This window comes from Chromobacterium sp. ATCC 53434 (assembly GCF_002848345.1).
GTDB lineage: Bacteria > Pseudomonadota > Gammaproteobacteria > Burkholderiales > Chromobacteriaceae > Chromobacterium.
The window spans coordinates 2,422,394-2,445,717 of record NZ_CP025429.1 but is presented as its reverse complement, the minus strand read 5'-3'; the positions used below and the strand labels follow the sequence as shown (position 1 = coordinate 2,445,717).

Genomic DNA, 23,324 nt, shown 5'->3' with positions numbered 1-23,324 from the left:
TGCCATGAACGATCTGGTTTTCGCCGGCAACAAGGCGCTGTATCTGGTGCTGCTGATGTCGGCCTGGCCCATCGTGGTCGCCACCGTGATCGGCCTCTTGGTCGGTCTGTTCCAGACCGTCACCCAATTGCAGGAACAGACGCTGCCGTTCGGCATCAAGCTGTTCGGCGTCAGCCTGTGCCTGTTCCTCTTGTCCGGCTGGTACGGAGAGACCCTGCTGGGCTTCGGCCGCGAAGTGATGCGGTTGGCGCTGGCCAGGGGATAGCCGCATGCCGTTCTCGCTGTTCTTCGAAGTCCACGGCTGGGTGGCGGCGGCGGCGCTGGGCTTCGCCCGGGTGGCGCCGGTGTTCTTCATTCTGCCGTTTCTCAACAGCAATGTGCTGACCGGCATGGTGCGCACCGCGGTGGCGATGATGGTGGCGCTGGGGCTGTGGCCGCATCCGCCGCTGGCCCAGCAGGCCTTCCAGGCGCTGCCGCTGCTGGCGCTGCTGATGCGGGAGGCGACGGTCGGCCTGTTGCTGGCCTGCCTGCTGGCCTGGCCGTTCTGGGTGTTCCACGCGCTGGGCAGCATCATAGACAACCAGCGCGGCGCCACGCTGAGCAGCAGCATAGACCCGGCCAACGGCGTCGACACTTCGGAGCTGGCCAATCTGTTCAATCTGTTCGCCGCGGCCGTCTACCTGCAGGGCGGCGGCATGGGGCTGATGCTGGACGTGATGCGGCAGAGCTATCAGCTGCTGGACCCGCTCGGCGACGGCCTGCCGCCGCTGGCGCCGGTGCTGGGCATGCTGAACCAGGTCATCGCCAAGTCCATCGTGCTGGCCAGTCCGGTGATGGCGGCGCTGCTGCTGTCCGAGGCGGTGCTGGGCCTGTTGTCGCGCTTCGCGCCGCAGATGAACGCCTTCGCGGTGTCGCTGACGGTGAAAAGCGCGGTGGCCCTGCTGATCATGCTTTTGTATTTCGCGCCGGTGCTGCCGGACACGATCCTGCGGCTGGGCTTCCGTCCCGAGGCGCTGGGCGGCTGGCTGGTGCGCTGAGATGGCCAACAAGACCGAACAACCGACGCGCAAGCGCTTGCAGGACTCGGCCAAGAAGGGCCAGTCCTTCAAGAGCCGCGATCTGGTGGTGGCCTGCCTGACCTTGTGCGGCGTCGCCTATCTGGTGTCCTTCGGCTCGCTGGTGGAGCTGATGGGCGCTTTCCGCCAGGCGATAGCCGGCGGTTTTCAGCAAGACATGCACGGCTACGCCCAGGCGGTGTTCTGGCTGGGCCTGAAGCTGCTGCTGCCGATCTTTCTGCTGTGCGTCTTCGCCTCGGCGCTGCCGGTGCTGCTGCAGACCGGCTTCGTGCTGGCCAGCGAGGCGCTGAAGCTCAATCTGGAGGCGCTCAATCCGGTCAACGGCTTCAAGAAGCTGTTCAGCCTGCGCACGATCAAGGAGGCGGTGAAGGCGCTGCTGTACCTGGCCAGCTTCGCGGTGGCGGTGGTGCTGATCTGGCGCAAGCACAAGGCGCTGCTGTTCGCCCAGCTGAACGGCGGCGTGATGGACGTCGCGACGGTCTGGCGCGAACTGCTGCTGTCGCTGGTGCTGACCTGCCTGGGCTGCATCGCGCTGATCCTGATCCTGGACGCCGTCGCCGAATACTTCCTGTTCATGAAGGACATGAAGATGGACAAGCAGGAAGTGAAGCGCGAGATGAAGGAGCAGGAAGGCAATCCCGAGATCAAGTCGCGCCGGCGCGAGGCGCATATGGAAATCCTGTCCGAGCAGGTGAAGTCGGATATCGAGAACTCGCGGCTGATCGTCGCCAACCCCACCCATATCGCCGTCGGCATCTATTTCCGGCCGGAGCTGGTGCCGATTCCCTTCGTCTCGGTGATGGAAACCAACCAGCGGGCGCTGGCGGTGCGCGCCTACGCCGAGAAAGTCGGCGTGCCGGTGGTTCGCGACGTGCCGCTGGCGCGGCGCATTTTCGCCAGCCACCGCCGCTACTCCTTCATCAGCCTCGACGAGGTCGACGAGGTGCTGCGGCTGCTGGCCTGGCTGGAGCAGGTGGAAAACGCAGGTCGGCCCGACGACGAACCGTCCGGGCCGTGAGCGATTCCTGAATGTTTGACCCCGGCGGGCGCGGTTAAATGACGGTGTCCCCAGCCGAGAGGCCGGGGCACCAGCCAGCTCTGCCGGGTTGGTGACCTTACTCAGGAGCAGATTTGTGATGGACGCTAATGAAAACGTCAGCGACGACCGTTTTGCGGAGATGGTCTGGGAGGCCGTGAGCGGCGGCGCCACGTTGAAGGACGTGCACGGGATTCCGCAGGACATGATGGAAGGCCTGTACGCCCACGCTTACGATTTTTACCACAAGGGACGGCTCGACGAGGCGGAAACCTTTTTCCGCTTCCTCTGCATCTACGACTTCTACAACCCCGACTACATCATGGGCCTGGCCGCCGTGTGCCAGCTGAAGAAACAGTTCCAGAAAGCCGCCGATCTGTACGCGGTGGCTTTCGCCCTGAGCAAGAGCGACTACCGGCCGGTGTTCTTCACCGGCCAGTGCCAGCTGTTCATGCGCAAGGCGGCCAAGGCCAGGCAGTGTTTCGAACTGGTGTGCGAGCAAAGCGGCGACGAGTCGCTGCGCGCCAAGGCCCAGGCGTATCTGGACAGCTTGCAGGAGACGGAGGCCGAGTCATCCCGTCAGCAGGAAAAGGAGCAAGTATGAGCGGTAATACTATCGGTCAAGGCTTCAATCTTGGCAGTGCCGAGCTGGCGAAAGCGCTATCGGGCAACACCCAGGTCAGCGAGAAATTCGCCGATGCCGCGCAAAAGTCGGCTCAGGCCTTGTTCACGACGCGAGTCAGCGAGGACGCCGGGACGGCCAAGCCGCGCGGCGATCTGAACACGCCTCCGCTGACCGAGCCGACGGAGCGCGCCAAGGGCGAGCTGAACGGCGCGGGCAAGCTGACCTTGTTGCTGGGGCAGCTGATGGCCGTGCTCGGCGATGTGTCGCTGGCGCAGTTGGAAAGCCGCATCGCCACCTGGCGCGCGATGATGGATGCGCAAGTGGCGATGGGCGAGAAGCTGTCCGGCGAATTGAAGCAGGCGGTGGGCGAGGCCGAGCAGGCCACCGAGGCCTATCAGGCGGCGCTGGGCGATCTGAAGACGGCCAAGTCGGTGCTGGAGGCGGCCAAGCAGAAGCAGGCCATGGCCCAGGCCAAGCTGGATGGGCTGACGCCGGACGACTCCGGCTATCAGCAGGCGCTGGCGGCGCGGGACCAGGCCGCCAACGAGGCCCAGGCCGCCAAGCTCAAGGCCGACAAGGCTGAACAGGTCGCGACCGACGCGCATGTGCTGGCCAAGGACAAGACCGAAAAGGCCGACAAGCTGCTGACCCAGGCCCAGGGGCTCAATGTCCGGAGCGAGGCGGCGCAGCAAGGCGCGGAAGACCATCTGACCGGCGTCGCCAAGTTGACCATGTTGATGGCGATGTTCGTCGAGATGGTGGGCAAGAACAGCGAAGACAGCCTGAAGAACGATCTGGCACTGTTCCAGGCCATGCAGGAAGGCCGCCAGAAGGAAATGGACAAGAAGTCCGCCGAGTACAAGGAAGAAGTGCGCAAGGCGGAAGAACTCAATCGCACCATGGGGTGCATTGGCAAGATTCTGGGCGCGGTGCTGACGGTGGTCAGCGTCGTGGCCGCGGCGTTCACCGGCGGCGCCAGCCTGGCGCTGGCCGCGATAGGCGTCGCGCTGATGGTGGCGGACGAGGTGGTCAAGGCCACGACCGGGGTGTCCTTCATGGAAGAGGCTTTGAAGCCGCTGATGGACAAGGTGCTCAAGCCGTTGATGGACCTGATAGGCAAGGCCATCACCAAGGCGCTGGAAGGCCTGGGGGTGGACAAGAAGACCGCCGAGCTGGCCGGCTCCATCATAGGCGCGGTGCTGGCCGCGGTGGCGATGGTCGCGGTGATCGTCGTGGTGGCCGTGGTCGGCAAGGGCGCAGCCAGCAAACTGGGCGGCGCGCTCAGCAAGCTGGTCGGCGACGCCATCAAGAAGATGGTGCCCAATATGCTGAAGGAACTGGCCAAGAACGGCAGCAAGGTGCTGAGCCAGGGCTTCCAGCGGCTGGCCAACAGCCTGGGTCTGCAAACCGACGCCGCCGCCAAGCAGATGATGGCCAATACGCTGAGCCGCGTGGTGGTCGGCGGCGAAGTGGTGCAGGCGACCAGCCAGGCCGGCGGCAATGTGGCCCAGGGCGTGTTCATGAAGAACGCCAGCGACATGCTGGCCGACTTCACGCTGGCGCGCGCCTCGATGGACCAGATCGAACAATGGCTGAAGCAGGCGGTGGAAGTCTTCGCCAGCACCCAGAAAATCACCCAGGAACTGACCACGACCATGTCCGCCGCGATGCAACAAAATGCGGAAGCCGGCCGTTTCGTGCTGCGTCAGAGCCACGCTTGAGGTAGGAGAGAATATTATGGCAACCATTATCGGCAGCGCTTCCACGCTCAATCTTCATCCCGCGGCGCTTGATTCCGGCGTGGTCGGAAAATCGCCCGTCGCCAAGTCGCTGGTCGACGTCAAGGACATCCTGCCCATCCTGGCCGGCGCCGGCCGCGACGGCCAGACGCTGGCCGAGGTGATGTCGGGTCCGCAATTGCGCCCGCCGTCCACCGAGCTCAGCAAGCAGGTGACCGATGGCCTGAAGACCTATCTGAGCGAAAAAGCCAAGGACCCGGAATTCGTCCAGGATCTGGGCGTCTTGTTCGACAAGGTCGAGTCCGGCGTGAACAAGCTGATGAACGACAAGCTCAAGGAGCAGGCCGAGCAGGGCAAGAGCTTCGACATCAGCGGCTTGGCGCCCAGCGGCGCGGCCTTGCTGGTCGCCGCCATCGTGCTGATGTCGGCGCTGCGCACCGCCGACAACACGCTGAGCAACAAGCTGTCTCTGGTCGGCTTCGACGCCGCCAAGGCCACCGCCGCCTCCATGGTGCGCGAGGGCGTGGCCAATCTATCCAGCAGCATCGCGCAGGGCGTCGGCCAGATGGCGATCACCGGCGTCGGCGCGAAGAAGAGTCTCAGCGGCATCAACGCCGAGCGCGGCGCGCTGAAGAACAACGCGCCCAAGCTGGCCAAGCTGGGCGACGAGGGGCGCAACATCCAGAGCGCGCTGGGCCGCCAGAACGCGGTCAAGCTGGGCGCCGACGCCGATGGCCTGAAGCAGGTGGGCCTGAAGCCGCAGACGGCCGCGGCCAAGCCGGGCGCGAATGAGCTGGGTGCGCAGTCCAACGCCGCCGGCGGCGTGGCCGACGGCATGGCCGGCGACAAGCTGGGCCTGCAGTCCAGCAATCAGCGCCTGGCCAAGCAGCACGAGACCGCGCTGGGCAGCGCCGGCGACGATCTGGCGGTGAAGAGCCAGGCCGAGCAGCTGGCCATGGACAACACCAAGCTCAAGGGCCAGGCCAAGCAGACCGCCGGCAAGGCGATCATGGATAGCTCGTCGGCGGCCAGCAATATCGCCGGCGGCTCGGGCCGCTACGCCTCCACGCTGGAGCAATCGGAGCAGCAGATCAGCCAGGCTTCCGGCCGCGTAGCCAATACCGCGTCCGAGGAAACCCGCGAAAGCAGCCGCAAGTCCGACAGTTTCGTTCAGGAACTGTTGCGCACCCTGGACAGCATCAGCCAGTCCAAGAGCGCGGCGATGGGCGCCGTGGCCGGCAATATCCGCGCCTGATCCGCTAAACGGGCGGCGCCGTTCCGCGCGCCGCCCGCCGCCGCCGCCCTTTCGGGCGGGGCGGCTTTCCTGACCATTCATCCGGCCGCGCCATCGCGCCTGCTTCGGCGTCGGCCATGCAGGGGAATTCCATGTACGGCATCCAAACTTCATCGTTGTTGCAGCCGACGCGGCCGCAACCCACCGAAACCCCGGCCGCTTCGACGCGGGCCGACGCTTCCGGCGGCGCCACCGCGGCCAGCGCCGTTGTCGCGCCGGGCCCCGCGGCGTCCGAATTGAACACCGCGCGGCTCAAGGCGGACGCGCTGAGCCAATCGAACCAGGAAGTCCGGCGCGCGGTGGAAGGACAGGGCGGCTATGAAAGCAGGCTGGCCGATCGGCGCTGGGCGGCGGCGGTGTCCGGCGGCGAGCAGCCGTCGGCCGAGTCGGTCCGCATCCAGCGCGGCGCGCAGCAGGCGACGCTGGACGAGGCCAGGGACATGCAGACGCTGAATGTCCAGCAGTTCGTCGGCAGCCTGAACGGCGTCGCGCAAAGCGCTTATTCGATGTCGCCGGAGCAAAAGCAGCGCTTGAGCGCCGAACTGGAGTCGCTGTTCGCCGCCGCGTCGCCAACGGCGCGGGAAGCCGCCGCGCCCATATTGTATTCGGCCAAGGGCGCCGCCAACGGCATGATTTCCGACCGCGAGCTGTGGGCGCTGATCGGCGGCTCCATCAGCGACATCAAGGACGGCTACCTCGGCGTGTATGAGAATGTGGTGGGCAAATACATCGCCTTCTATCAGGACTTCAGCGCCATCCTGACCAAGATGGCCGGCTGGGTCTCGTCGAACGACAAGGGCGACAAGGTGACCTTGAGCGTCGGCCAGCTGTACCAGGAGCTGGACGCCCTGATGAAGAAATACGGGACCGGGGTCCTGCACCCGGCCAGCGGCACCGTGAGCAAGGCCGAGGCCGAACAGAAGGCCAAGGATCTGGGCTTGCCGGAGTCTTGCGTGCAGCAACAGGGTAGCGGTTACGTCGTCGTGGGCAACGGTGTTCTGCACCCGGCCAGCGGTACGGTCAGCAAGGCGGAAGCCGATAAGTGGGTCGCGGATCTGGGTTCCGGCGCCGTCGCCCAGGAAAAACCGGCGGGCTCGGGCAAGTATGTGGTGGTCATCGACAACGGCCCGCTGCAGAAAATGATGGATGCGCTGAACAAACTGGCGGGCGGCGTGCCGGCCTCCGACAAGAAGGTGGAAATGAACAATGCCGAATACCAGTCCTGGCAGTCCGGCTTCAAGGCGCAGGAAGAGAACCTGAAAAACACCTTGCAGACGCTGACCCAGAAGCTCAGCAACGCCAACTCCTTGTTCGACAACCTGGTCAAGGTGCTCAGCAGCACCATCAGCAGTTGCACGGAAACCGCCAAATCCTTCTTGCAAGGCTAAACGCCCGGGAGCATTCCGCCATGCCTATTTCTGCAGCATCCCCCGTTTTGACGCGCTCGCAGTCGATGCCGTCGGGCGAGCCGCGTCCGGCCAGCCCGCTGGCGCGGCAGCTTAGCGAGGCGCGCGGCGGCGGCGCCGACCCGGCGCGCAGCCGCGCGGCGACCGATCCGGCCGACTTCAAGGCCCAGTACACCCGCGACAGCGTGGCGACCTTGTTCGCCGCCTCGCCGGATGCCCGGGCCCTGGACAAGCTGTATCTGGCTTCGCCCAATGTCTACGCCCAACTGGAAATCGCCGAATTCGCCAAGGTCTACGCCCAGTTGCTGAAGCAATGTTCCCAGGAGGGGAAGGAGGGGAAGGAGAGCCAGGCCCTGAACGATCTGGCCAAGCAGTACACCGCCAGAATCCTGAACGACGGCCTGGGCGCGAAATCCGCTTTCGGCCCGTGGACCCAGCGCACCAACAAGCAATATCAGCTGCGCAACCAACTGGAGCACAAGCTGGCGCAGTTGGCCAGCGAGCATTGCGGCGGTGACGCGATGAAGCTCGGCGACAAGCTGATGCACGGCGAGGTCAGCCTGTTCATCCTGTCCTATGTCGAGACCCAGCTGGGCCGTTCGCTGGACGAGGCCACCGGCCGGCAAGTGATCGATCTGGTGGACCGCGCGGCGCGGCAGGCGTTCACCTCGCTGCGCCAGAGCCGCAGCGAGATGCTCGGGCTGAGCGGTCCTAGCCTGGGCAGGCAGGCGCGCGACCTCGACACCGTGGCGATCCTGCCGCAGCTGTTGCGCGGCGTGCTGGACGGGCTGGTCCCGGACCCGAAGAGTCCGGAACAGCCGCGCCCGGTCCGTGACGAGCAGCCCGAGCCCCAGCCCAAGCCGGACCCCGGCCCGGCGGAGTCGGGAGAGACGCCGCGGCCGCAGGAAGTGCATTACCACTTCAACTTTAACGACAACAGCCAAGACAACCGTCAGGACAACCGGCGTTGGAATAAGCGCGGCGACACGTATCTGGGCGATGCGCGCAACGGCAACCGCCATTACGGCGGAGCGCCCTCGCGCCTGGTGACGTCCTTGCGGATGCCGACGCCGCAGGTCGCCCGCAGCCAGGCCTTGCCGACGCCGCAGCAGGCTGCCGTGTCGGAGGCGCGCCATCCCTTGTTGAACGCGGCCAGCCAGGTGACGGGAGCCTTGTCCGCGTTGATGAGCACGGCGCTGGGCGAGGAAACGTTGACGGCGCCGACGCCGGGCGCGGCGCAAGCGGGCAAATTGGAGACGACGGCGCGCCAGGCGCGGCTCGATCCGCCCGCCACGCCGCAATTCGCCAGCCTCGGCGACGCGCCGTCCGGCGTCGAGCGGAGCGTGCAGACCGATGCCGGTTCGGCGCTGCGCGACGCGGCCGGCCAAGTGGCGGGGGCCTTGTCCGAACTGATGAAAACGGCGCTGGGCGAGGCAGGGCCGGCGTCGCCGGCTCCGGGCGAGGCGCAAGCGGGACAGCCGCAAGCGACGGCGCAACCGAAAGCCGCCAGCCTCGACGGAGAGTCTGCCGGCGAGTTCGCCGCGCTGGCCTTCCGCGGCGGTCCGCTGCGCAATCTGCCCAGCCAGGCTTATCTGCGCAGCCAGATCTTCCATTCGACCGTGGATGGCCATGCCGCCGGCCGGGAGCTGATCAAGGCGCTGCGCGACGCGCTGGAGCCCGACGCGGCGCAGCCCTTCGCGCAACGGCGCGAGTTCGAAGCCTTGCGCAAGCGGATATTGCCTAACGATCGCATCGAGCAAGACGGTTTGCTGCGGCAATTCGCCGATGGCGCGCCGGAAGCGCTGGCCGCCGATGCGCGCCGCTTGGGCGAGGTGTTGGCCGGACATCCCGGCCTGGAACGGCAGCGTCAGGCATTGGGCGGTTTCGCGCAAACCCTGATGCGGGAAACCAATCTGCTGCCGTCTGGTGGACGGGTCAATCCCTTGCTGGGCGAGTTTCTGGCCGGCCTGGGCCTTCAGCCGCGCAAGGCGTCGGCTAAAGATGCCGGCGCGCGCCTGCATCAGGCCGCGAGCGAGGTGGCCAGCGGCTTGTCCAAGGTCTTGAATGCCGCCGACGGCCGGCAAGCGGCCAGCGAGCCGACGGCCAATGCGCAAGCGCCTCGGCTCGACGGCGCTCCGACGGCGGACGCGGCGGCGGATCGGGCGGCCGAACCGGACGGAGGCGGCTTCGGCGGGCTCAAGTTCCGCGACGGCAATCTGTACACGCTGCCGACCCAGGCCTATCTGCGCAGCCGCGCTTTCGCGCTCGACGCGGGCGGCGAGCTGATCCGCGCGGTGCGCGGCGCGTTGGAACCCGACGCGACGCAGCCCTTCGCGCAACGACGCGAGTTCGAAGCGCTGCGCAACCGCGTGTTGCCGGGCAACAGCACCCAGCAGAGCGGCGTGCTGAAGGATTTCGCCGACGGCAAGGCGGGCGCGCTGGGCGACGACGCCGCGCAACTGCGGCAAGTGCTGGCCGAGCACCCGGGTTTGGCGCGGCAACGCCAGGCGCTGAGCAGTTTTGCGCGCACCTTGATCCGCGAGGCCAATCTGTTGCCGCGCGGCAAGCCGGCCAACCCGTTGGTGACGGAGCTGCTGAGCGGCTTGGGCATAGACGCCGCCGCCGAGGCGCGGCGCGGCGAGGCCTTGAGTCCGTCGTCCGGGGTCACTTTGACCACCGATGGCCTGCATCTGGACCCCAAGCGCAGCCAGGAGCGCAACCATGCCCGCCGGTCTTGAGCGGCAAGTGGTGGCGGTGATGGCCTGTTGCTTGTCGGTGGAGGAGTGCAAGCTCGAGCCGCAGGCCAGGCTGGTCGACGATCTGTACGCGGACTCGCTGGAGCTGCTGGACATGGTGATGGCGTTGAACGACGCCTTCGGCATCGAGATCGGCGTCGACGACATCGCCGGCATCCGCACGGTGGCCGATGTCTGCGCCGTCGTGAGGCGCAGGCTGGAGGCGGACGCGCCGGCGTGAAGGCGGGCGGCGGCCGGGTTCTCCGTCCGCCGCCGCCCGTCCGCGTCGTGATCGCGGCAAACCGGTGTATGCTTGCCGGTTTGATCGATGGAGGTCGCGATGCGGCGGTTCGTTGCGGTTTTATCGTTGTTGCTGGCCGGCGGCGCCTGCGCGTCCGGTCCGTCGGCGCTGGCCGGCCATTACTATTTGCAGGGCGTGACCGAGGTCGGCGGCGAGTTGCTGTTGAAGCCGGACGGCAGCTTCGAGTGGGGACTGAGCTACGGCGCGGTCGACCAGTACGCCCAGGGGCATTGGCAACTGCGGCAGGGCAAGGTGGAGCTGAACGCCGCCGGGCCGGACAAGGAGCCGGTGTTCCGCCCGTTCCGCGATGAGGAGATGCGGGTGCGCAGGCCGGCGGAGCCGGGGCATTGGATCGCCATCGTCGGCATGCCCGGCGTCGGGCCGATGCAGGGCGTGGAGGTCGGTTTCGTCAGCCGTTCCGGCAAGACGGCCACCGCGGTCACCGACGCCAACGGCGATGCCGACGTGGCGATGCCGGCGACGGAGAGCTGGGCGCGCGCGAGCCTGCGGCGGACCGGCGCCGTCCCGCAATGGTTCGACATCGCCGCCGACCGGGCCGGCCAGCGGCTGGCCGCGTTCGCGGTCGACGACGCCGCCTATCTGGCGCGCGCGCCGTTCCGCACCATGACGCTGGCGCCGGACGGCGACGACGGCTTGGCGACGGACGATGACGGCAGACGCATGGTGTACCGGCGCCGGTGATGCGCTTGAGGGCGGCCCGCAAGCTTGGCTATAGTTCGAGCTGACCGACAGCGAGGGCGTGACACGCATGAGGCGTCGCCAATTCTTGAGCACGGCAGCGGGCGGTTTGCTGGCCCTGCCGTTTGCCTTTGGGGCCGCGCGCAGGCCGGCCATCACGATTGCGCTGAAGTCGCTGCGCAATCAATTCTTCACGATGATGATCGCCGGCGCGGACCAGCATCGGGTCAGCCACGCCGGCGAGTACCAGCTGACCATAGAGGGCGTGCAGGAAGAGACCGACGTCAAGGGCCAGCAGGCCATCGTCCAGCGCTGCCTGGAGCGGCGCGACGACGCGCTGATCATCGCGCCCGCCGACTCCAGCGCGATGATCCCCATCCTGCTGAAGGCCGTCGCCGCCGGCATGCTGGTGATCAATGTCGACAACAAGCTGGATGAGCGCGCGCTGGTGAAGGCCAACGTCAACATACCGTTTGTCGGCCCCAGCAACTTCAACGGCGCGCGCGTCGTCGGCGACTACATCCTGCGCGGTCTGAAGCCCGGCAGCAAGGTCGGCATCATCGAGGGTTTGTCGCAGTCCATCAACGCCAAGGCGCGCAGCGACGGCTTTCGCGAATCCATCCGCGGCGCCGGCATGACGCTGGCCGGCATGCGCTGGGGCTACTGGGTCAGCGACAGGGGCCGGCAGGCCGCGCTGGAGCTGCTGGACGCGACGCCGGATCTCGCCGCGCTGTTGTGCGGCAACGACAATATGGCGATAGGCGCGGCCGAGGCGGTGGCCGCGAGGCGCCGCAAGGTGCTGATAGGCGGCTACGACAATATCACCGACGTGGCGCCGTATCTGGCCAGCGGCCGCATCGCCGCCACCGCCGATCAGCATCCGGCGCTGCAGATGCAGTACGCGCTGGACCTGGCGCTGCAATCGCTGCGCAACCATGTTCGGCAGGCCAATATCCAGACCATCACGCAGACACCGGTCGATCTGGTGAAAGGACACTGACATGGCGTGGTCGCGACGCTGGCTGGGTCTGGCGCTGGCCGGATGTTGCCTGCCGCTGGCCGCCCAGCCGCTGAGGCTGAACGTGGTGGCCGACGAATACCCCCCCTTTCTGGTGCGCGGCGACGGCGGCCTGTCAGGGCCGTACGCCGACGCGTTCCGGCTGTTGATGCGCAAGGCCGGCGTCGAGGTGGTCTATCAGGTGGTGCCGGCCAAGCGGGCCTTCCTCGACGTGTCCACCCGCGCCGGCACCTGCGCGCTGGCCGTCAACTTCGACCAGGGCCAGAGCGAGACCGTCAATTTCGTCGGCGTGGTCGCGCCGATCGCGTTGACGGCCTACAAGCGCGGCGACGACAAGCGGGTCATCCCGGGCGAGGCGGCGCTGCGCAAGCACCGGCTGGGCGCCGTAGACATCGCCGAGGTCAGGGATTTCCTCGGCTCGGCCGGCATGCCGTTCATGCCGGCGAAAAACGCCTCCAGCGGCTTCCTGATGCTGGCCGCGGGCCGCTTCGACGTCTTCATCAGCGATATGCCGCCGGTGCGGACGCCGGGCCAGGACGCCAGGATGCCGGCGCCGCTGTTCATGCTGGAGCAGGTGGAGCGTTGGGTGGCCTGCAATGCCGGCCTGCCGCCGGCGGTTCAGGCGCGGATCCGGACCGCGTTGAAGGAGGGGGTGTTCGCCGAGGACGCGCTGCCGGTATGGAGCCGCTACGGCATGGCCGACTATTACCGCGAGACCCGCAGCCGCTGGCTCAAGAGCCGCTGATCAAACTCCGATCGATCCCGCTTGCGCTTGCCGGTCGCGCGGACGAAAAAAACCGCCATGACTACAGGGGGGCTGCAAGGTCACGGCGGTGCAAAGGCGCGGTTTGTGTCGGTCAATAGCTGAGGCTGCTGACGGTCGGGCTGGCGGCGGCGTTCAGATTGCAGCCGGCCTGCTGCTGCAGCACATTGGCGCTCCAGCCCAGCTTGGCGGGCTGGGTGATGGGCTGCTTGTTGACGTCCAGCAGCCGGACGGCGGTGAAGCTCATCGCGCCGTCGCTTGGATAGTCGTCGCAGCTGTTGACGCCGTATACCTCCAGCACGCCGCCGAACGCCCAGTTGAAGGTCTGTCCGTAGTTGCTGGTGCGGCTCAGCGTGCTGGCGACATTGCGGGTGGCGTCGCGGGTGACGATGTTCCACGAGGTGCAGGTGGCGGTGCCGGCGGCGCAGTTGTTTTGCACGGTGCCGACGATCTGGTTGCCGCTGGCCGTCGCCTGCGGCGTGCTGTAGTTGACCGCGCCGTCGCGGCAGCAGTTCCAGCTGGCTATGGTCCAGCGATTGTCGTTGAAGGCGTTCCAGCCCAGCACCGGCTGCAGAATGCTCTGCACATTGTTGCGGTCCTGCAGGCCGGGGAAGAAGTAGACCACCTGGCCGTCGCTGGAGGCGGGCGCCGCCGGCACGGTCCAGTTGGCGCTGATGCCGGCATAGGCCGAGCTGGTGACCAGCTCGGTGTCCAGCACCCAGCCGTTGATCTGATCGTCGGTCGACGCCTGCGGCTTCGGCGCCGGGCCGTTTTGGCCGATGGCCTCGCCCTGAGGGCCGAAACGCGCGTGCCGGCAAGCGACGGCGGCTCTCAGGCCGCCGTCGGCGGCGCGGATGCGGCCGTCGGCCTGCAGCGTCTCGCCGGGGCGGATTTCCTGCACGCAGCTCGGGTGGAAATAGCCGAACGGCGTCACCACGTAGTCGGCCGGCACGCCGGCCGGGCGGTGCGCGGCGGCGGTGGTCGGCCGGACGGCGTCAGCCGCCAGGGCCGGGGTCTGCAGCGCCGCCAGCAGCGCGATGCCGCGCAGCAGCCGGCGCAGCCATGCTTGCTTCGTCGGAATACCCATGCTTGCTCCTTTTCGGGGGGAGGGCGGGCGCGCTTGGCAGCGCGCGTCCGGCGTCTCCGAATGAGCGTAGTTGCTCCTGTCGGCTTCAGGCCTGTCCCTTGTGCCAGCGAGGAACGGCGGCCGACAACGCTGAAGGCGGCTATGGGGAACTTGTGCCGGACGGCGGCATTCCAATCAAGCTTGAGCGCCGCCGCGGCACAGACGGCGGGCATGGCTGGAGGCGGATATGAAGAAGAGGGTGGCGGTCGGGGCCGCATGTCTGGCTTTGAGCGCCGGGATGGCGCAGGCGGGCGAGCATTACCCGGTTCATGGTTCTCAACATGTCAGCGACAGCGACTTCAACAGCCAGGTGATTTCCTGCTTTCAGGGCGGCGTCGAAATCATCCACGTCGACGGCGCCCGCAACATCACGATGAGCTACGTCGACGGCGAATTGCGCCAGCTGTCGTACTACACGATGGAGCGTCCGCTGGAGCAGCGCTCGCTGGCGGTGCCGCCCAGCCTGGCCTGCCGCGTCGCGCGGCAGTAGAAGGGCGGCGCAGCGGCTAGAATGAGGTGAGGAAACCGCGCAGGCTTGATCCTTCATGATCCGTCATCTGTTGCCGTTGTTGCTGATCGCCGTCAGCGCCGCCGCCGGCGCGGCGATGCCGCCGTTGAACATCCTGACCGAGGACGACCCGCCGTTGAGTTTCATCCGGGACGGGCATCCGGCCGGACTGGTGGTGGATGTGGTGCGCGAGATCCAGCACCGGATCGACAACCGCGATCCCATCCTGCTGGTGCCGTGGGCGCGGGCCTACCGTCAGGCGCAGCTCGAGCCCAATACCGCGCTGTTCAACACCAATCGGATAGCCGAGCGCGAGCGCCTGTTCAAGTGGGTCGGGCCGGTCACGGTGACGCAGGGCAGTTTTTTCGTCCGCAGCGACAGCAAGCTGACGCTGGATTCGCTGGACGGCGCCAAGCGCCTGGGCCAGGTGCTGGTGGTGCGCGACTGGTATCTGCAATTGATGCTGACAGCGCACGGTTTCGCCAATCTGAAGCCCATCGCCGGGCCCAGCCAGATGGTGTCGATGCTGATGCATGGCCGGGCGGAAGTGATCGCCAGCGAGAACACCACGCTGCCGACGCAGTTGAAACTATTGGGCTATCGGCCGGCCGACGTCCGGCCGGCGTTCACCTTCATCCATACCTACGGCTACATCGCCTTTTCGCCTCAGACCTCGGACGAGGTGGTGCAGGCCTGGCAACGGGCGCTGGACGGCATGAAGCGCGACGGCAGCTTCGCCGCCATCTACCGGCGCTGGCTGCCGGGCGAGCCGATTCCCGAGCTCCGCGCCGGGCCGCCGGGCAGCGGCTGACAATCGGCCGGCCGCGTCGCTGGCGAAAGAATCGTCAACAGGCGCCTACGCCGCCACCATCGCCGAATAAAGCTTGCCGCGGCGAAGCCGTTCGTCGGCGTCGCCGAACACGCCTCCGCCGTGGCTGGCGGCGTTGTGGCACAGCAGCGTGCCGACCAGATGGACCGGGCATCCGGTTTCCGGATCGGCGAACTCCCGCTGCTCGATGTATTCCTGAAACATGTAGCGCGGCCATTCCCGCCGCACCAGCCGCCGCCATTCGTCGGCGCCGCAGCCATCGCTGAGGCGGGGGGGCGCTCCGCGTCCGCCGCTGTTGGGCTTGGCGATCAGCCTGCCGGGCCGCGCCAGCAGCGCCTCGGCCTCCTGCTGGCTGGCCAGCGCGAACGACGGAATCAGAAAGGGCTGCAGCGCGGCGTAGTCGGCGGCCTCCATGCAGTCGCCCATGATGCCGGCGTGGTTCAATACCGCCAGCGCGCGCTTGTCGTGCACCAGGATCAGCGTGCGCACATCGTTGCAATAGGCGCCGGTCTCGATCAGCCGCGTCAGCGCGGCGGCCGGTATCAGCGGCAGCTCGCTGCGGTCCATTTCCAGAATGCAGCGGTCCACCGGCTGATCGCGAACCCAGACGCGGTCGCCGTCGCATTGCAGTTCCATCGGATGGGCCTGCAGCAGGCGCACGCCGCAGCGGCGCAATTCGTCGGTCAGCAACAGGACCTCTCCGCCGCGCTCGCCGGTGTGCACCATCGCCACGGCGCTGTCGGGCGGATACATCCCGCTCAGCATTTTCAGCAAGGCGCCGTGGTCGGGCCGCGCTTCCGGCGCCGGTCCGTGGAAGGCCTTGATCAGCTGGCCGACCATCCAGCCGCTCAGCGGATAGCGGGCGCCGAGTCCGCAGACGCGGGCCTGGCCGTCGCGGTCGTAGACGAAATCCGGCCGGTAGAAGCCGACCTGGTACGGATGGCGGCCGGCGCGCAGCAGCAGGTTTTCGCACGTGGTCGCCAGCCGGTAGATCGCGCGTATGCGCTTGTCGCGGAAATACTGGCCGACGATGGCGCGCAGCGCCGTGTCCAGCAGGCGGCTGAGCTCCCGCGGCGGGGCGGGCGGCGCGTCGCCGGCCAATCGGGCGGGGTGGCGCGGATCATCTTGTTTCGGCATGTCGGTCATGGTTTTTCATCCGCATGGGTCGGCAGGATCGCCGTGTCGCGACGGGTTTCGCGGGCCGGTTGGCGAACTGCCGATCCTGTTCCTTTTGACGGTTGAAAAAAATATAGGAATGGAAATTTTGAATGGATATAGGTACTTACACTGTCTTGTAAACCGGGCGGGGTGAGCTATCGCTTGAAATGGAGAGACCGTTTTCGACAGCGGTTTTCGCGGCGGTTCATAAAAGCGTCATATCGTCGTTGACAGCGTTGTTCGATTGATCTAGATCGAACAGAAATGTCGAATTTATTTTTACGCCCTTGATTTTATTAGAAATAGTTAACGCTGACGCGCGCGCCACCACGCCGCGCCAGCCTTGCGCATGGTTTCGTGGGCCGGCTTTCCTTCAATGCCAGGGAGCAAGCAAATGGTCCGGATCGCAACCCCAATCAGTGAAATCAAGGAGCGTTACGAGGTCGTGGTGATCGGTTCCGGCTATGGCGGCGGCATCGCGGCGTCGCGGATGGCGCGGGCCGGGCGCACGGTCTGTCTGCTGGAGCGGGGGCGCGAGATCGTCCCCGGCGAATATCCGAACACCCTGGTCGAGGCGACCGAGGAATTCCAGGTCCACCACCCGGACGGCCATCTCGGCTCCCGCACCGGGCTGTACGATCTGCACGTCAACGCGCAGCAGAACGTCATCGTCGGCTGCGGGCTGGGCGGCACCTCGCTGATCAACGCCAATGTATCGCTGCAGCCGGAACCGCAGGTCTTCGACGACCCGCGCTGGCCGGAAAGCATGCGCGCCCACGCCGACACGCTGCTGCGCGACGGCTATGCCCGGGCGCGGGAAATGCTGAAGCCGGCCCCGTATCCCGACCACGCGCCGCCGCTGCCCAAGATGCGGGCCAATCAGAAGTCGTCGGAACGCCTGGCCGCGCAGCACACCTTCTACCGGCCGCCCATCAACGTCAATTTTGACGCGCTGCCGGACGACCGCAACCACGTCGGCGTCGAACAACTGCCGTGCAACTACTGCGGCGACTGCGTTTCCGGCTGCAACAACAAGGCCAAGAACACCACGCTGATGAACTATCTGCCCGACGCCTGCAACCACGGCGCCGAGGTCTTCTGCCAGGCGGCGGTGCGCCACTTGGAGCGCGACGGCGACGGCTGGATCGTTCATTTCCAATACGTCGGCACCGGGCGCGAGAAGTTCGACGCGCCGACGCTGTTCGTCAGGGCCGACATCGTCATCGTGTCGGCGGGCACGCTGGGCTCGACCGAAATCCTGCTGCGCTCGCGCAAGGCGGGCCTGTCGCTGTCCGGCCAGCTGGGCCGGCACATGAGCGGCAATGGCGACATCCTCGGCTTCGGCTACAACAACGACGACAAGATCAACGGCATAGGCTTCGGCAGCCACGCGGCCAGCGAGGTCGGTCCGGTCGGTCCCTGTATCACCTCCATCATCGACATGCGCGACGAGTCGGATTGGCGCCGACGCATGGTGATAGAGGAGGGTTCGATTCCGGGCGCCATCGGCGGCGCCATGGTGCCGGCGATCGCGGCGGCGGCGGCTGAGATAGGCCAGGCTACCGAAACCGGCGCGCTGGCGCGGATCCGGCACGCGGCGCGCGAGGTGGAGAGCGCGCTGCTCGGGCCCTACCGCGGCGCGGTGAACCGGCTGCAGACCTATCTGATCATGAGCCACGACAATGGCGGCGGCGTGATGGCGCTGGACGACAGCGACCAGCTGCGGCTCGACTGGCCCGGCGTCGGCGAACAGCCCAACTTCAAGATAGGCAACGACCGCCTGTACCAGGCCACCCGCGCGCTGGGCGGCGATTACGTGCCCAATCCGATCTGGACCGAGCTGTTCAAGCACAGCCTGATCACCGTGCATCCGCTGGGCGGCTGCGTGATGGGCGAGAGCGCCGAGCAGGGCGTCGTCAACCACAAGGGCCAGGTGTTCAGCGGCCAGTCCGGCGACGCCGTCTATCCGGGGCTGTACGTCACCGACGGCTCGGTGATTCCCACCTCGCTGGCCGTCAATCCGTTGCTGACCATCTCGGCGGTCAGCGAGCGGGCGATGGCGCTGTTGGCGGCCGATCGCGGCTGGACGATAGATTACGCGCTGCCGTCGGTTTCCCGCCGCACGCAACAGCCGCTCCGGCCCGGCATCGAGTTTACCGAGACGATGAAGGGCTTCTTCTCCACCGGCTATCACCGGGCGGGCGGCGTCGATCTGGCCGCCTACGAGGCTGTCGCCGAAACGGGCCGCAAAGCCGGCTCGACGATGGCCTTCACCGTGACGGTGAGGTCCGACGATCTGGACCGGCTGATCTCCGACCCCAGCCATCCCGCGACCATCGTCGGCACGCTGGAGGCGCCGGCGCTGTCGCCGCGGCCGCTGACCGTCAGCCACGGGGTGTTCAATCTGTTCGAGGAGTACCCGCAGCAGGTGGGCGAGCGCCACATGAACTACAAGATGCGGCTGACGGCGGAGGACGGAACCGAGTATTTCTTCAGCGCGTTCAAGTCGGTGCCCAGCGATCACGGCCCGCTGCGGGTCTGGGCCGACACCAGCACCTTGTACGTGACGGTATACCGGGGCGTGGATGCCGGCGGCGAGGTGGTCGGCGGCGGCGTGCTGCATATCGAGCCGGCCGACTTCGCGCGGCAGATGACGACGATGAAGGTGCTCAACGTCTCCGGCGAGGCGGAGCGGCTGAAGCAGCTGGCCCGTTTTGGCGAGTATTTCGCCGGTGTGCTGTGGGAGAGTTACGGCGGCGTGTTGGCGCGCGACGTCTACTTCAATCCCGACGCGCCGCCGCGCAAGAAGCGGCCGCTGGCCGTCGGCGCGCCGACGGTGGAGTTCTTCCGCACCGAGGACGGCGTCGATTTGCGGCTGACCCGCTACCAGGGCGGCGACAAGGGGCCGGTGATGCTGGTGCACGGCCTGGGGGTCGGCTCCAACATCTTTTCCACCGACACCATTCCGACCAATCTGCTGGAGTTCCTGTACAAGCACGGCTACGACGTGTGGCTGCTGGACTTCCGCGTCAGCATCCTGCTGCCGGCCAGCCAGCAACAATGCGACGGCGACCAGGTGGCCCGCTACGACTACCCGGCCGCGATAAATCGCATCCGCCAGCTTACCGGCGCGCGCGATGTGCAATGCGTGGTGCACTGTTACGGCGCCACCACCTTCTTCATGTCGCTGCTGGCCGGGCTGGAGGGCGTGCGCTCGGTCGTGTGCTCGCAGATCGCCACCGACATCGTCGTGCCGACCGCCACCGCGCTGAAGACCGGCCTGCACCTGCCTACGGTGCTGGACCGGCTGGGCGTGAAATCGTTGAGCGCCTATACCGCGTCCAATTCGGACTGGTTCGAGAAGCTGTACGACATCGGGTTGAAGGGCTATGCGCTGGCGGAGGCCCAGGGTTATTGCAACAACCCGGTCTGCCACCGCATCACCTTCATGTACGCGTCGCTGTACCGCCACGACACGCTGAACGAGACGCTGCACGACAATCTGCATGAGCTGTTCGGCGTCGCCAATATGCGGACGATGGAGCATCTGGCGCGGATGTGCCGCGAAGGGCGGCTGGTGGCCTTTGACGGCGCCGACATCTACATGCCGCACTTCGACCGCTTGCAGCTGCCGATGTTGTTCATCAGCGGCGGGCAGAACGAGTGCTATCTGCCGGAGAGCACGCAGCGCACCTACGACAGGCTGGTCAAGCTGTTCGGGCCGCAGCGCTACGACCGGGTGGTGGTGCCGGGCTATGGCCACATCGACTGCATCTTCGGCAGCCGGGCCGCCGCCGACGTCTATCCGGCCATCGTCGCCCACCTGGACAAGACCGCCAGCGCCTGACGCCGCCTGGCCGGAATCGAGGGATGGTTCCGGCCGCGCCGCCGTCTTCACGAGGGATTCGCCATGAACAAGACTAGTTGCGCCGCCCGCGGCCTGCGTTGGTTCCAGCGCTTCATCTGGATAGGCATCGCCATCAATATGGTGTTCGCGATTCCGGCGCTGTTCTGGCCGGATTATCTGAACGCCAGCTTCGGCCTGCCCAGCCAGGCGGTCTACCCGTGGTTGCAGAACGCCGGGATGCTGCTGGTCGGCATCAGCCTGTTCTACGCCCCGGCCGGCGTCGACGCCGCCCGCTACCCGGTGTATTCCTGGCTGTGCGTGCTGTCCCGGCTGGTGGCGGTGGTGTTCTGGATCTACCTGATCAACACTTCCGGCTACCCGGACGCCTTCCGTCCGCCGTTGTATGCCGACGCCGCGATGTTCGTCATCCTCGGCGCGCTGCTGTATGCCGGCCTGCCCGCCGAGCAAAGACCATGGCCGCTGATCCGCGCCGGCCTGTGCCGGCTGTGGCATTGTCTGGCCCGCTGCTTTTCCGGCGCCCGCCGCAAGATCGCCGTCGTCGTGGTGCTGGTGCTGGCCTTCGTCGGCTACGAGGCCTGGGCCAATCTGCTGCGCGAGGTGCCGCAGCCGCCGCTGGCGTCCGACGTCGACCACTTCAAGTATGCGGCGATAGGCCTGGGGCCGGACGCCCGCATCCCGTTGTACGTGTTCTCGGTGCTGCCGCAGGTGTGCGCCGGCCGGATGCCCAGGATGGGCAGCGGCTGGCGGACCTTCGGCTTCATCTACGAGGGCGGACGCGATCTGCCGATAGGCCTGGCCAAGCGGCAGATAGGCTATCCGTCGGTGGAGCCCAATTGCGCGTTGTGCCACACCGGCATGTACCGCAAGAGCGCGGACGACGTGCCGGTGCCGGTGCCGACCGCGCCGGCGGCGCTGCTGGATCTGGAATCGTTCCAGTGGTTTCTGTACGACTGCGCCGGCGACGCCGATTTCAACGCCAAGGTGATGGACGCCATCGAGCAGCATTACGATCTGGGGCCGATAGAGAAGTTGTTCTACCGCTTCCTGATCGTGCCGGCCACGCGCCAGGCCTTCCTGAAGCAGGAGCAGCAGTACGCCTGGCAGAAGCTGCGGCCGTTGCAGGGGCCGGGCCGCACCGACACCTTCAATCCGACCAAGATGGCGGTGTTCGGTTTCCCGGACGACTCCACCATCGGCACCGTCGACCTGCCGCAGATCTGGAACCAGAAGCCGCGCGAGTCGCTGTATCTGCACTGGGACGGCAATAACAACGACATCCACGAGCGCAATTACGCGGCGGCGATGGCGGTCGGCGCCACGCCGCAGTCGGTGCTGCCCGCCGAGTTCAAGCGTGTGACCGACTGGCTGCTGACGCATCAGCCGCCGAAGTGGCCGTTCGGCGGCCTGGACCAGGTCAGGGTGGCGCGCGGCGGGACGCTGTGGCAGCAGAACTGCGCCGGCTGCCACGACTTCGGCAAGGCCGCCACCGGGCAGGTGACGGTGGGGCTGGACGAGCTGGGCACCGATCCGTACCGGGTCCATTCCTTCACCGTCGGCCTGGTCGACAAATTCCACCAGTTCAAGAAGCCGCCGTTCGACTTCGGCGCCTACCGCAAGACCCAGAGCTACAGCAACACGCCGACCGACGGCGTCTGGCTGCGCGCGCCGTATCTGCATAACGGCTCGGTGCCGACGCTGTGGGACCTGCTGCAGCCGCCGGACAAGCGGCCCAAGGTGTTTTATCGCGGCTCCAGCGTGTTCGACACCCGCAATGTCGGTTTCAGCAGCGCCGGGCCGGACGCCGCCGGCGGCGGCTATTTCAAGTTCGACACCAGCCTGCCGGGCAATCACAACAGCGGGCATGAATACGGCATCCATTTGAGCGATAGCGAGAAGTGGGACCTGATCGAATACATGAAGACCTTGTAGGGCGGGCGTGGAGGTGTGCGATGGATTTCGGCGATTGGAAGAACCGGGTCGAGACCGGCCTGGGCGACATCAGGCAGACGCTTGAGCAGAAGCAACAGATACTGGACCGGCTGCAGCAGGTGCACCAGCAGGTCAGGGCGGTGATCGACTCAGGCAGCACCGAGTCCGGCGGCATTCCGTGGGAGTTGGCGCGAGGACTGTCGATACTGGACAAGGTGCTGGACGGCAAACCGCTGCCGACCACCGAGGACGAACTGCCGACCCGGGTGATGGACGACGGCACGCTGCTGGGTTGTCGAAAATGGGAGCTGCTGGACCCGCTGTGGGGCGAGGCGCTGGTGCAGTGGATAGGCCACCTGTGGGATTACGCGCCGTGGGCCGGCCAGCCGGGGCGGATCCAGATCGCCGACAAGGTCAGCTTCTGCATCGCCGGCGACTGGGGCACCGGCGACTACATCGCGGCCAAGGTCGCCGCGGCGATGCGGCGGCAGCCGGCCGACTACACGATACATCTGGGCGACGTCTACTACGCCGGCGTCGGCTCCGACGAGAGCAACGACCTGGCCGGCTGGCCGCCCGGTGTCAGCGGGCAGTTCACGCTGAATTCCAATCACGAGATGTACAACGGCGCGCTCGGCTATTTCGGCGAGTTGTCGAGCAAATTCCCGATGCAGCAGGGCACCAGCTATTTCAGCCTGCACAATGGCAACTGGCTGATCGTCGGCCTGGACAGCGCCTATCACTCGGACAAGATGGGGCTGTATATGGACGGCGCGCTGGGCGATCTGCAGACCGCCTGGCTGAAGCAGCTGGCCGCCGGCTGGGGCGGCAAGATCATGTTGTTGTCCCACCACCAGGGCTACACCATGGACGGCTCGGCGACGACGCCCTTGTATCGGGATGTGGCGGCGGCGCTGGGCCGGGCGCCGGACTACTGGTACTGGGGCCATCTGCACAACGTCATCTGCTACCGGCCGCAGGGCAGGCTGGTGGCCCGCTGCGTCGGCCACGGCGCGATCCCGTACGGGCCGGCCAAGCTGCTGGACGGCAAACCCGGGGTCGAGTGGGCGGAGACGCGTTCCGCCGACGACAGTCGGTATCCGGAGCGGGTGCTGAACGGCTTCGTCAGGCTGGAGCTGGACGGGGCGGCGCTGAGCGAAACCTTCTACGACGAAAACGGCTACCAGCGCTGGCCAGAGCGCTAGCCCGCGCGT

19 protein-coding genes are annotated in these 23,324 nt (G+C 66.8%); 17 read left to right on the top strand and 2 right to left on the bottom strand.

Going from position 1 to position 23,324, the window contains the following annotated elements; genetic code table 11:
* Positions 1 to 4 precede the first annotated feature (4 nt).
* The 12 genes from CXB49_RS11155 to CXB49_RS11100 all read left to right on the top strand — a co-directional run bounded on the left by CXB49_RS11155 (position 5) and on the right by CXB49_RS11100 (position 12,674).
* A complete protein-coding gene (locus CXB49_RS11155; RefSeq protein WP_101708462.1) occupies positions 5 to 265 on the top strand; it encodes an EscS/YscS/HrcS family type III secretion system export apparatus protein in 261 nt (86 codons plus the stop codon).
* A gap of 4 nt (positions 266 to 269) precedes the next feature.
* Entirely contained in the window at positions 270 to 1,037 is a 768-nt protein-coding gene (gene sctT / locus CXB49_RS11150; protein WP_101708461.1) for a type III secretion system export apparatus subunit SctT, read from the top strand.
* A 1-nt stretch (position 1,038) separates the two neighbouring features.
* Entirely contained in the window at positions 1,039 to 2,094 is a 1,056-nt protein-coding gene (locus CXB49_RS11145) for an EscU/YscU/HrcU family type III secretion system export apparatus switch protein (protein ID WP_101708460.1), read from the top strand.
* 118 nt (positions 2,095 to 2,212) lie between these two features.
* The gene (gene sicA / locus CXB49_RS11140) at positions 2,213 to 2,716 is read left to right on the top strand and encodes a type III secretion system translocator chaperone SicA (protein WP_101708459.1); all 504 of its coding nucleotides are present in this window, start codon (positions 2,213 to 2,215) and stop codon (positions 2,714 to 2,716) included.
* Positions 2,713 to 4,458, top strand: a complete 1,746-nt coding sequence (gene sctE, locus CXB49_RS11135; RefSeq protein WP_101708458.1) for a type III secretion system translocon subunit SctE — start codon at positions 2,713 to 2,715, stop codon at positions 4,456 to 4,458. Before sicA ends, sctE begins: the two co-directional genes overlap by 4 nt.
* Positions 4,459 to 4,474: 16 nt before the next feature.
* Positions 4,475 to 5,731, top strand: a complete 1,257-nt coding sequence (locus tag CXB49_RS11130; RefSeq protein WP_158300783.1) for an IpaC/SipC family type III secretion system effector — start codon at positions 4,475 to 4,477, stop codon at positions 5,729 to 5,731.
* 131 nt (positions 5,732 to 5,862) lie between these two features.
* A complete protein-coding gene (locus CXB49_RS11125; protein WP_101708456.1) occupies positions 5,863 to 7,158 on the top strand; it encodes an IpaD/SipD/SspD family type III secretion system needle tip protein in 1,296 nt (431 codons plus the stop codon).
* Positions 7,159 to 7,178: 20 nt separating this feature from the next.
* Positions 7,179 to 9,914, top strand: a complete 2,736-nt coding sequence (locus CXB49_RS11120; protein WP_101708455.1) for a hypothetical protein — start codon at positions 7,179 to 7,181, stop codon at positions 9,912 to 9,914.
* Positions 9,898 to 10,152 (top strand): acyl carrier protein, encoded by a 255-nt coding sequence (locus CXB49_RS11115; RefSeq protein ID WP_158300782.1) that lies wholly within the window; start codon positions 9,898 to 9,900, stop codon positions 10,150 to 10,152. Before CXB49_RS11120 ends, CXB49_RS11115 begins: the two co-directional genes overlap by 17 nt.
* Positions 10,153 to 10,251: 99 nt before the next feature.
* A complete protein-coding gene (locus CXB49_RS11110) occupies positions 10,252 to 10,914 on the top strand; it encodes a hypothetical protein (protein ID WP_158300781.1) in 663 nt (220 codons plus the stop codon).
* Between the two features lie 67 nt (positions 10,915 to 10,981).
* Positions 10,982 to 11,911, top strand: a complete 930-nt coding sequence (locus CXB49_RS11105; RefSeq protein WP_101708452.1) for a substrate-binding domain-containing protein — start codon at positions 10,982 to 10,984, stop codon at positions 11,909 to 11,911.
* A 1-nt stretch (position 11,912) separates the two neighbouring features.
* Complete coding sequence (locus CXB49_RS11100; protein ID WP_101708451.1) at positions 11,913 to 12,674, top strand: ABC transporter substrate-binding protein; 762 nt, start codon at positions 11,913 to 11,915, stop codon at positions 12,672 to 12,674.
* A 112-nt stretch (positions 12,675 to 12,786) separates the two neighbouring features.
* Here the strand turns inward: CXB49_RS11100 and CXB49_RS11095 are convergent, their stop codons facing one another.
* Positions 12,787 to 13,779 carry a hypothetical protein gene (locus CXB49_RS11095; protein WP_101708450.1) on the bottom strand — a complete coding sequence of 331 codons (993 nt, stop codon included), beginning with the start codon at positions 13,777 to 13,779 and terminating at the stop codon, positions 12,787 to 12,789.
* A 226-nt stretch (positions 13,780 to 14,005) separates the two neighbouring features.
* Between CXB49_RS11095 and CXB49_RS11090 the strand changes: the two genes are divergently transcribed.
* Positions 14,006 to 14,308 (top strand): hypothetical protein, encoded by a 303-nt coding sequence (locus CXB49_RS11090; protein ID WP_158300780.1) that lies wholly within the window; start codon positions 14,006 to 14,008, stop codon positions 14,306 to 14,308.
* A 55-nt stretch (positions 14,309 to 14,363) separates the two neighbouring features.
* Entirely contained in the window at positions 14,364 to 15,137 is a 774-nt protein-coding gene (locus CXB49_RS11085; RefSeq protein WP_101708448.1) for an ABC transporter substrate-binding protein, read from the top strand.
* A 45-nt stretch (positions 15,138 to 15,182) separates the two neighbouring features.
* On the opposite strand, the gene CXB49_RS11080 is transcribed toward CXB49_RS11085, so the two are convergent.
* On the bottom strand, positions 15,183 to 16,292 hold the full coding sequence (locus CXB49_RS11080; protein WP_158300779.1) for a hypothetical protein: 1,110 nt from the start codon (positions 16,290 to 16,292) through the stop codon (positions 15,183 to 15,185).
* 415 nt (positions 16,293 to 16,707) lie between these two features.
* Here CXB49_RS11080 and CXB49_RS11075 point away from each other — a divergent pair, with 415 nt between their 5' ends.
* The 3 genes from CXB49_RS11075 (at position 16,708) to CXB49_RS11065 (ending at position 23,315) form a co-directional block, all read left to right on the top strand.
* Positions 16,708 to 20,160 (top strand): alpha/beta fold hydrolase, encoded by a 3,453-nt coding sequence (locus CXB49_RS11075; RefSeq protein ID WP_101708446.1) that lies wholly within the window; start codon positions 16,708 to 16,710, stop codon positions 20,158 to 20,160.
* 63 nt (positions 20,161 to 20,223) lie between these two features.
* Entirely contained in the window at positions 20,224 to 22,110 is a 1,887-nt protein-coding gene (locus CXB49_RS11070; RefSeq protein WP_101708445.1) for a hypothetical protein, read from the top strand.
* 20 nt (positions 22,111 to 22,130) lie between these two features.
* Entirely contained in the window at positions 22,131 to 23,315 is a 1,185-nt protein-coding gene (locus CXB49_RS11065) for a metallophosphoesterase (protein ID WP_101708444.1), read from the top strand.
* The last annotated feature ends 9 nt before the right edge of the window (positions 23,316 to 23,324 follow it).